Annotated in this window: 8 protein-coding genes; 4 read left to right on the top strand and 4 right to left on the bottom strand. The window is 56.8% G+C overall.

Translation table 11 applies throughout. The features are described 5' to 3' along the window. The first annotated feature begins 1,634 nt into the window (after window positions 1-1,634). Together potE and ACF8Q6_RS17830 are read left to right on the top strand one after the other, a co-directional pair. Complete coding sequence (gene potE / locus ACF8Q6_RS17825) at window positions 1,635-2,975, top strand: putrescine-ornithine antiporter (protein WP_392491881.1); 1,341 nt, start codon at window positions 1,635-1,637, stop codon at window positions 2,973-2,975. A gap of 48 nt (window positions 2,976-3,023) precedes the next feature. Further along, window positions 3,024-3,932, top strand: coding sequence for an amino acid ABC transporter substrate-binding protein (locus ACF8Q6_RS17830; RefSeq protein WP_088513160.1), 909 nt, complete (start codon window positions 3,024-3,026; stop codon window positions 3,930-3,932). A gap of 225 nt (window positions 3,933-4,157) precedes the next feature. Here ACF8Q6_RS17830 and ACF8Q6_RS17835 read toward each other — a convergent pair whose 3' ends face one another. From ACF8Q6_RS17835 to ACF8Q6_RS17845, 3 genes are all read right to left on the bottom strand, one after another. Further along, window positions 4,158-4,520 carry a histone-like nucleoid-structuring protein, MvaT/MvaU family gene (locus ACF8Q6_RS17835; RefSeq protein WP_014756834.1) on the bottom strand — a complete coding sequence of 121 codons (363 nt, stop codon included), beginning with the start codon at window positions 4,518-4,520 and terminating at the stop codon, window positions 4,158-4,160. A gap of 258 nt (window positions 4,521-4,778) precedes the next feature. Next, window positions 4,779-5,192 carry an alternative ribosome rescue aminoacyl-tRNA hydrolase ArfB gene (arfB, locus tag ACF8Q6_RS17840; RefSeq protein ID WP_392491882.1) on the bottom strand — a complete coding sequence of 138 codons (414 nt, stop codon included), beginning with the start codon at window positions 5,190-5,192 and terminating at the stop codon, window positions 4,779-4,781. Window positions 5,193-5,515: 323 nt separating this feature from the next. Beyond that, the gene (locus ACF8Q6_RS17845) at window positions 5,516-6,499 is read right to left on the bottom strand and encodes a TerC family protein (RefSeq protein ID WP_392491884.1); all 984 of its coding nucleotides are present in this window, start codon (window positions 6,497-6,499) and stop codon (window positions 5,516-5,518) included. Between the two features lie 821 nt (window positions 6,500-7,320). Here ACF8Q6_RS17845 and ACF8Q6_RS17850 point away from each other — a divergent pair. Then, on the top strand, window positions 7,321-7,701 hold the full coding sequence (locus ACF8Q6_RS17850) for a hypothetical protein (protein WP_014861890.1): 381 nt from the start codon (window positions 7,321-7,323) through the stop codon (window positions 7,699-7,701). Window positions 7,702-7,743: 42 nt separating this feature from the next. Here the strand turns inward: ACF8Q6_RS17850 and ACF8Q6_RS17855 are convergent, their stop codons facing one another. Further along, window positions 7,744-8,262, bottom strand: coding sequence for a cupin (locus ACF8Q6_RS17855; protein WP_392491885.1), 519 nt, complete (start codon window positions 8,260-8,262; stop codon window positions 7,744-7,746). A gap of 148 nt (window positions 8,263-8,410) precedes the next feature. Here ACF8Q6_RS17855 and ACF8Q6_RS17860 point away from each other — a divergent pair, with 148 nt between their 5' ends. Next, window positions 8,411-10,198 carry a thiamine pyrophosphate-requiring protein gene (locus ACF8Q6_RS17860; RefSeq protein ID WP_012052265.1) on the top strand — a complete coding sequence of 596 codons (1,788 nt, stop codon included), beginning with the start codon at window positions 8,411-8,413 and terminating at the stop codon, window positions 10,196-10,198. Window positions 10,199-10,264 lie beyond the last annotated feature (66 nt).

Raw genomic sequence — 10,264 nt, forward strand, 5'->3', positions numbered from 1 at the left:
TGAAGGGCACTTTCCAGACAGGCTATGCGTATAACTCAACTAAATATTCATTTAGTCGAGTTGGGTCGCGCGCTTACATAAAAGAAGGGTAGTTTGGTATTTATTGCTCGGCAATGCAACCGACTGGCTTTATCTCAGGTTCTCTGGGTTATCGGGCTGCTGGCGCACGCTGATATCGGACAGCTTCGTGGCGAACTGAAGCGCTCAGGTAGCCTGGAGTTGGGCTTTGAGGATACAGAATGGCTGGCCTGCACCCGGGCGCCAGGCAAATTAAACGGGTGTACTGACTGAGACAGAGCTGTACAGGGCGATTATTTTGACCGATTTTATCGTTTATTGAGTGAGTAAACCGCTTTAGGCTGAGGGGTTGCCAAGGTTAGGCGAGAGCATGTATGGGGATTGATCTGGGCATCTAGGCTACTGAAAGTTCGTGGCGTCTGTGCAAATCAGAGCCAAATGCGATTGGACAAACCCGGTTCTACAAATATCTCATGCTTTATTTTCACTTGGATAATGATGAGCTACCTGAAACAGATCTCACCGATATTGCGTGTTCGGAACCGTACAGGATTGTCAGCGCAACCGCAGTCACTCGAGGCCATCGCGCCTAAATTCATTTTTGATGCTGTAAGTCCAAAGTTTCTTCTGATTTCACAGGTGAGACCTCTGGTCAGAAAAAGGAGTTCGCCCCGGTGCTTGTGTTTTCATCGATGAGTAAGCATACGCGGCCTTCGCAAGTCTTCAGAAATAGCAAAGGCGCTGGCGCGTTTGCTTAACGCAGTCTACGTGGCTGCAGTAACACATAGACGTCAATCGACACCTTCATGACGAGGCTCGTCGCGCCAGGAAGCGGCTTGTATCCATGGCATCGGTGGACAGAAGCGTTGAATGGGTCTGCAGCTGTGAGAGCGATCCGAGCAGCAAGATGGATCGGAATGAGGCAAAAAATCGGCCTAGGTCGATTTACTTTCGAGATTAGGGTCAGAGGCTTCCGTGTACTGTCACAGCTGGAAAGGCGCCTGAGCGGTCATGTGCCTTTTAAATCTGCCCACCCAGCAGTACCGGTGACTAATACGATGTTATGCATAATGCATATTATGTTAAATCGTATGCTATGTCAGATCGATGCGCGGCCCCTGTCTGTTTCCGCTAACCTACACATCGGAGTTTTTGTTCATACTGGTACTGTTCTCTCTTGCCAAAACAGGCGTGGCGCCGCAAGCCCTGTGATCACCGTACCCGCTAACTGATGTGACAGTCATTATCCATAACCCGCCAAGGTCATATCAAAGGCGCTGCCTGTTGGACGAAGTGAAATAGGCAAGGATCATTGATCTTTATCAATTGTTAACGGTTAATCGAGTTCACGCTGATAACGACGCAACGCCGCACCGTCACGGCGTACCCGCCGTAAGCAATCCATCGTCGATTACCTGTTGGCGATAGCACTGTTCGATGGCCCTTTCCCGGGCTTTGAACCTGCCAACCTGCTGTCAAGATCAAGCGAGACTGCCAGGTGCGCCCACCCTGCAGAATTTACGTAGTCAAGCATTGTGCATTAGCCCCCTATTCGGCCACGCGTTGCACGTTGCCGGACCGAGGTTCAAAACATTGAACGCGGCAAGGAGTTTGCGATGGCTGATTCAAGCAAAAAAATGAGCCTGGTCGGGCTCACGACGTTGGTGACAGTCAACATGATGGGTTCGGGGATCATCATGTTGCCTACCAACATGGCTCAACTGGGCGCTGTCTCGCTGTTGTCGTGGCTTTTCACGGCAATCGGCTCGATGGCCATCGCTTATTGTTTTGCCCAGTGCGGCGTCTTCTGCTCACGCTCTGGCGGGTTGTCCGCCTACACCGAAGAGGCTCACGCGAAGTCGGGTTTTTTCCTCTGCTCATACCTGTACTTCCTGTCTCTGGCCATCGCCAACGTAGCCGTGGCCATCTCTGCGGTGGGCTACATGACCGCTTTCTTGCCCTGGCTGGGTAGTGGTGCCATCCCGTTGTGCATAGGCACCATCGGGCTAATCTGGCTGACCACCTTCGCCAACTTCGGCGGCCCCGGCATCACCGGCAAGATCGGTGCTTTCACGGTCTGGGGCGTGATCATTCCGGTAGCGGGCCTTTGCATCATCGGCTGGTTCTGGTTCAAGCCCGATGTACTGGTCGCCGCCTGGAACCCTAACAATCTGCCGATTTCCGAGTCCATCGCCAAAGCCATTCCTCTGACCCTGTGGGCGTTCCTGGGCATGGAGTCGGCGGCCCAAGCCACCGATGCCGTGGAAAACCCCAAGCGCAACGTGCCACTGGCCTGCCTGTTCGGCACCTTGGGGGCTGCCGGTGTCTACATACTGTCGACCACCGTCATCCAGGGCATCATTCCCAATGCCGATCTGGCCAAGTCCACGGCGCCCTTCGCGCTGGTCTACGCCACGATGTTCAATCCGTTGGTAGGCCATATCGTCATGGCCCTGGCGGTCATGGCGTGTGTCGGCTCGCTGCTGGGGTGGCAATTTACCTTGGCACAAACTGCCAAGATGACCGCCGACCAGAACCTGTTCCTCAAGTTCTTCAGCAAGGTCAATGCCATGAACGCCCCTGTCGTCGGCATGATCGTCTGTGGCGTGCTGCAAACCTTGATGGCCTTGTCGACCATTTCACCGGATGCCGCCGCCCAGTTCAGCAAGCTGGTCAACCTGGCGGCGGTGACTAACCTCATCCCATATTTAACCGCGCTGACTGGTCTGCTGGTCATCATGTACAAGGCCGGTGTCTCAACGACGATCTACGCGCGCAACCTGGTAGTGCTGCTGGTTGCGGTGACGTACTCCTTGTATGCCCTGTATGCCTGCGGCAAGGATGCGATCATGGGCGGCACCCTGGTACTGGCCTTCGGTTACCTGCTCTACGGTTTCCTCGCCAAGCGTTTCACCGACACGCTGCCAGCCGAACAGGCCGGGGCCGGCAATCCTTAGGCGCGGCAGCCAGGACTGCACAGACATCTGCATACGGGGAAACCGGACATGAACGTACCATTCATCAAAACCACCCGTTTTTTGCTCGCTCTGGCGTTTTTGACGCTGCCTTTGATGGCCAGTGCCTCCACACTTGAACGCGTGCGCAGCAGCCACAGCTTCACCATGGGCTACCTGCCAGACCTGGCCCCCTTCAGCACGCAGGAAGGCGACAAAGCCAGCGGCTATGCCATCGAGCAATGCCTTAAAGTTGCAGACAAGCTCAAGCGCGAACTTGGCCTGCCGGACCTGCAAGTGCGCTACCAGCCGGTTACGGTTTACGACCAGGTCAGTGCGGTTAGCCAGGGGAAAGTCGATATTCTCTGCACGCCGACTCCGCCCACTCTGGAACGGCGCAAGACGATCAGTTACGCCATACCGATCTACACCGCCGGTCTCTCTGTCGTGGTGCGCAAGGATGCCCCCGAATCGCTGCTTAATGTACTCAATGGCAAAGTCGCCAATAGCGGACCGACCTGGCGAGCAAGCATCAACAGTGGTCTGGCCAACCACACATACGCCACCATTGAGGGCGGTATAACCGAAGACTGGATTCGCGAAAGGATGCGCCTACTTGGTGTAATCGCTTCACTGGTTACAGTGGCCAACAACGATGAGGGCATCAAGCTGGTCGCCGACGGCAAGGCGGACGCGTTCTTTGCCGAGCGCATGTTGCTGAAAAACCAAATAGCCAAGGAAGGGGCTCCCAAAAACCTGATGCTCCTGGACCGCATATTCGAGTACTCGCCGGTGGCGATGATGGTGGAGCGCAATGACGAAGACTTCCGCCTGCTGGTCGATACGGCCTTGAGCGAAGCCTATCGTTCGGGCTCCATTGAAAAGGACTACGACAAATACTTGGGAGGGACCAACGATATCGTGAAAAAATTGTTCAGGGTGTATGCGTTGCCCGAGTGACATCCATCGCTACAGGCCGTCTGCGAGCAGCCTTCCAGGCACTGCATGAAAAGCCGTCTCAAGGCTTTTCATACAGACGCTAACCTTGGCCGCAGGTCAGTAGCAGATACGCCATTTCCTGAGCGCGGCAAGTGTCGAGGAAACCATGGGGGATTCAGCCTGCTCATCCACAGGCAAAAGAAACGGCCTTTGAGGTCGTTTCTTTTTTTGCGTCTTTGATCGAACTTAGGAAACCCAAGACTCGACCACATCAGATCCATATTGAGCCTTCCACTCCTTCAGCAGTTTGTGGTTGCCACCTTTGGTCTCGATGATCTCGCCGTTGTGCGGGTTCTTGTACTGCTTAACCTGACGAGCGCGACGAGGTGCTTTCTCTGCGGCAGCAGGTGCGGCACGGCGACTGGCCTGTGGATCCAGAAGGTTGATGATGTCACGAAGGCTATAGCCATATTTGCCCAGCAGATCGCGGAGTTTGGTCTCAAACTCGATTTCTTTCTGAAGCTCACGGCTGCCTTTCATGGCCTCCAGTTCGGCCAACTGGGCGGCCAATTTTTGCTCAAGTTGTCTAAATTCTGCCAGACGCGACATGGGGATACTCCGAAGTTGGACAGGTGACCTTTAGTGCATCCTAACGCAGTTTAAATTCAAACCGAAATGAAAATCAGGGCCACCTGCCCCACTTGCCTGCTGCAGAGCAAGCGCCACACCGCCAATTTCTCATTTAGAGATGCCTGAATTTGAAACCCTCCAGCCTGACCTTGGCGAGTAGAAAGTTATCTACGCTGACACGCGCCAGCGCTGCATGGTCCACTCAGCCGACATTACGACTACCGCAACTGACAGAGCCTAGAACTCCACCCTCCCCCGACCCGCCTTGACAGCGCTGCGCCTGGCTTTTCCTTCGAGGCGGCGGGTCTTGGAGCCCAGGGTCGGCTTGGTGGGGCGACGTTTCTTATCGGTCCTGCCAGCGGTGATGATCAACTCGGCAAGACGCGCCAAAGCGTCCGCACGGTTCTGCTCCTGTGTGCGGTACTGCTGGCCCTTGATGATCAATACGCCGGCGCCGGTGATTCGACTGTCATGCAGCGCCAGCAGCCGCGCCTTGTAAAACTCGGGCAACGATGAAGACGGGATGTCGAAGCGCAGGTGCACGGCGCTGGACACCTTGTTGACGTTCTGCCCGCCCGCGCCTTGCGCGCGGATGTAGGTGAGTTCGATTTCGGCATCCGACAGATGCACGTTGTTGGAGATGGTCAACATGATAGGGCCCTTTTCATTCCCCATTATCACAGACTGCGCCGCTGTCCCATAGGACAACACATAATGCTCTGTTCGTTCAGGGTCATCGTGAGCGCCACAACGCAGAAAGCTGCACCTGAGCGCTAGGCCAGCGCGTACAAACTGAACCTGCGGGGACAACTGACCGAGTGTGAAGGCCCAAGAGGCGGTCGTTACTGGATTGCCTCGACCACTGACATCACCCTCTCGGACGAGTCCCCATGGCGTTCGTAATCGGACGCGCAGGCCACGATGCCATGCTTGCGGAGCGTGTCCTTGCCCAGCCGTTCAGCGAACGTAATTATTCAATGAGCGTTAGCGGACGCTCGGGTTTTCCAAAGCGAAAGCAACACGCCGCCAATCAGAAGGCCGATGGTAACGCTCAACGATATTTCGGCGGGTACTTTACCCACCACGTCATGAAGGAAGATTTTAGCGCCGATAAAGACAAGCACCAGAGCCAGCGCGTACTTAAGGTAAACAAAGCGACTGATCATCGCAGCCAATGCAAAATAGAGCGCTCGCAAGCCGAGAATAGCAAAGATGTTCGACGTATAAACGATGAACGGGTCCTGTGTGATTGCAAATATTGCAGGCACGCTGTCAACAGCAAACACTAAATCTGCACCTTCAATCAGGACAAGTGCAAGGAATAGTGGCGTCACCCATAGAGTTCTTTTTCCTGACATGTCAGGCAAGCGGACCACAAAGCGTTGACCGTGCAATTCTTTGGTAATGCGTAGGTGTGTGCGCAGGTATCTGACGAAACGGTTGTTTTCCAAGTCAGGCGCATGATCGACGCGAGCGAATAGCATCTTTACCCCGGTGAAGACCAGGAACGCGCCGAAGCAGTAAAGTATCCAACTAAACTGGGCGATGAGCGCAGCCCCGAGGCCGATCATGATAGCCCTCAAGACGATGACCCCCATGATCCCCCAAAACAATACTCGGTGCTGGAACTCCCGAGGAATGGCCAGAAAACTGAAGATCAGCGCAATAACGAAAACGTTATCCATTGACAGGGATTTTTCAATCAAGAAACCTGTCACATAGTCCATGCTGGCGTCGCTGCCTTTCTGGAAATACACCCAGACCGCGAACAGAAGGCCCATACTGATGTAGCCCGCAGACAGCAACAAGCTCTCTTTGACTCCAATTTCCCGATTGCCGCGATGGAGCACACCCAAGTCAAGCGCCAACAGTGTTAGCACAACAGCGAAAAAGGAAAGCCAAAGCCAGAGGTCAGTACCAAGAACGTCTTGATTGAGATACGCATTAAGGGCAGACATGAGCCCCTCCTGTATAGTCGTAGTTCAACAACTATGACTCCGACATGGCGGTATAACCGTCAGAGGGGCCCGGCGTCACGAAGAAAGAATTTATCGGGCGCGAGTAGGCTGCAAGTAGAAAACATTTACAAATCATGTCCATGACAAGCTAAAACGCATGTAGTGGAAAACTCATTTCGGACACCTGATAGCACCAGGCTCAATGATGCCCCGCACGTTATCAGCGCTTCATTGGAGCAAAGCGGCGTTTGCTCGCGATCAAGCGCCACTTCACGGTCAACCCGATGCAGCGCCTTCCGTCGCTCAGCGGGCACCCGCTACGCACGCCAGTGCCGAACATTGGGTGAACAATCCAAAAAGGCATTTCACCATGACACCAGCAAAACCTTTTACGTTACTGCTTGCACTCTGCCTGGGCTGCGCTTCACCACTTGCTTCGGCCGCCACAGACCTGAACCATCAGCGCGCCCCTGGCATGCAATCGAACGACAGTGGACAAATGAACGACCAAGGCGGAGCGACTGGCTCGGGAGCACCCGCCGATGGAATGGGTACGGGTGATGGCGGCACTGACGACAATGGGACGAACAATACCGGAGGTGACGGTACCGACAGCGATTCGGGAACCGGCAGTCATGGCGCTGGTAGTAACGGCACAGACGCGGGGGTTGGTGGCAGTGGCTCAAACGGAAGTGGATCACGCGCAGGTTCCGGCACTTAGCTGATAGGGCCGATCGCCAGAGATCACCCGTCCATCACCCGGAGCGTCAGTTCTACCCTGGTTTTCAACCGTTCATGCAACCCATGCAGGAGTAAATACCATGCCACGCGGGGACAAAGACAAGTACACGGACAAGCAGAAACGCAAGGCCGAGCACATCGAGCAATCTTACGAAGACAAGGGCGTGGGCAAGGATGTAGCCGAAGCACGCGCCTGGGCCACCGTCAACAAGCAATCCGGAGGCGGTGAAAAACACACAGGCTCGGGAAGCAGGACACCGTCACACGCGAAGAAGACCGCACGCTCGGATTCGGCCAAGCGCGCCGCTGAATCTCGCCAGGGGCATTCGCGGACGTCGCACGCGTCGCTGGAATCGCAAAGCAAGGAAAGCCTTATGAAAGAGGCACGCAGCAAAGACATCAAGGGGCGCTCGACCATGACCAAGGCACAGCTGATTGAAGCCCTGCAAAAACACGGGTGACTGCAGAGAATCGTCATAGCGCAAGGCCCGCGAGCCGCGCACTCATCGCCAATGCGTCATTAACGCGCCCCTGATGCCGCTGACCGGGTCTTGCTCGGGGAGCGGAACCTTGGCGATGCGCGCCAACGCGCGATTGTGCGCGGCACTGTCGGGCCGCTGAATGTCATAGTCCTCCTGCCCATGAGGATAGGCGCCAACCACCAGGAAGTCATCGCTGCATTCGATGCGGCGATGACCAGTGCCTGCCGGCAGTACCAGCACGTCCCCACGTTTCACGCTCACGCTCTGCCCGCACTCTCCGCCCAGCGTCAACCGGGCCCACCCGCAAGCAATGCCCAGTGCCTCATGGGCGTTAGGGTGAAAGTGGTGATAATCGAAGATCCCGTCGCGCCAGAGCGGGGTCCATTCGTGCGCTGCAAACAGGACCTCGAAGGCACATGCCCCCGAGGGAACAAGCGGCAGCCGGTAGAACAGTACGGGAAAACGGCTATTGGGCGTCGCGCCGTCGTCTTCGAAATACAAGGCCTGCAGGCTGACATCCGCTGTATCCATGAGCGTCATAGTGCGCACCCTGATCATGTCATCGGTTCACTTTCGAACCCGTCGCCTGTCGTCGGGTTCCAACTGGCAGATCGGTGCACATACCGTTGAAACTTTCGCCGCACGTGCCAAGTCCAGACGCCTATCAACAACTGAACGGGAGCAGGTAATGACCGGCACGGTAGGCGACTTTTTGGTGGAGCGTCTGTATCAATGGGGAGTGCGGCGCATCTTCGGTTACCCCGGCGATGGCATCAATGGGATGTTTGGCGCGCTGGGTCGGGCCAATGGCAAGATTGAGTTCATCCAGGCCCGCCATGAGGAAATGGCCGCTTTCATGGCCAGCGCCCATGCCAAGTTCACCGGCGAGCTTGGCGTTTGCATCGCCACCTCTGGCCCAGGCGCCTCGCACCTGCTTACCGGCCTGTACGATGCGCGCATGGACCATCAGCCGGTGCTGGCCATCGTCGGCCAACAGGCCCGTGCCGCACTGGGTGGGCACTACCAGCAGGAGCTGGACCTGCTGTCGATGTTCAAAGATGTAGCCGGCGCGTTCGTCCAGCAGGCCTCTACACCGGAGCAGGTGCGCCACCTGCTAGATCGCGCTGTTCGTACGGCCATCGGCGAACGCCGCGTCACTGCCGTCATCCTGCCGAACGACCTGCAGGACCTCCCCTACAACGAGCCACCGAGGGCTCACGGTACCGTGCATTCGGGCATCGGCTACAGCAAGCCCAGGGTGTTGCCGTTCGACGAAGACCTGCAGCGCGCCGCCGATATACTCAACACCGGGCACAAGGTGGCGATACTGGTGGGTGCCGGTGCGCTGCAGGCGACAGAGCAGGTAATTGCGATCGCCGAAAAGCTCGGCGCAGGGGTGGCCAAAGCATTGCTGGGCAAGGCTGTGCTGCCGGACGATCTCCCTTGGGTCACCGGGTCTATCGGCCTGCTCGGTACCGAACCCAGTTATCAGCTGATGACCCAATGCGACACATTGCTGATGATCGGCTCCGGCTTCCCCTATTCCGAGTTTTTGCCCAAGGAAGGCCAGGCGCGTGGCGTGCAGATCGACCTGCAACCAGACATGCTCAGCTTGCGCTACCCGATGGAGGTCAACCTGGTCGGCGACGCCAGCGAGACACTGCGTGCCCTGTTGCCCTTGCTCGAGCACAAGACCGAACGGCGCTGGCGCGAAAAGGTCGAGACCTGGCGCGCGCAGTGGGACAAGACCGTGACCAAACGCGCACTGGTCAAGGCTGACCCGATCAATCCGCAACGCGTGGTCCATGAGCTGTCCCCTCGCCTGCCCGACCGCGCCATCATCACCAGCGATTCCGGTTCCTGTGCCAACTGGTTTGCCCGCGACCTGCAGATTCGCCAGGGTATGCAGTGCTCGCTGTCCGGTGGCCTGGCCTGCATGGGCGCAGCCGTGCCCTATGCGATTGCGGCCAAGTTCGCCCACCCGCAGAGCGCCGTGCTTGCCCTGGTGGGCGATGGGGCGATGCAGATGAACAACCTGGCCGAACTGATCACCGTGGCCAAGTACTGGCAACAGTGGGAGAACCCGCAATGGATCTGTGCAGTGTTCAATAATGAAGACCTCAACCAGGTGACCTGGGAGCAACGGGTCATGGAGGGCGACCCCAAGTTCGACGCTTCGCAGTCGATTCCTGACGTGCCCTATCATTTGTTCGCCATTTCCATTGGCCTGCAAGGTATCTATGTCGATCGCGAAGAGGACGTTGCCGCCGGGTGGGAGCGCGCGCTAGCTGCTGATCGGCCAGTACTGATCGAGTTCAAGACCGACCCGAACGTGCCGCCCCTGCCACCCCACATCAACCTGGGCCAAGCGAAGAAGTTTGCCAGTACCTTGCTCAAGGGTGATCCCGACCAGGCGGGCATTATCGTGCAGACAGCCAAGCAGGTGCTCGGCTCGGTGCTGCCGGGCAAGAAATGATCGGCACATCGGCGAGCCGGCTGAACGTTTACTCAGCCGGCCCGGTCGCACAACAGAGACGCAGCC

The sequence above is a fragment of the Pseudomonas sp. GLN_2 genome (assembly GCF_043106005.1).
Taxonomy (GTDB): Bacteria; Pseudomonadota; Gammaproteobacteria; order Pseudomonadales; family Pseudomonadaceae; genus Aquipseudomonas; species Aquipseudomonas alloputida.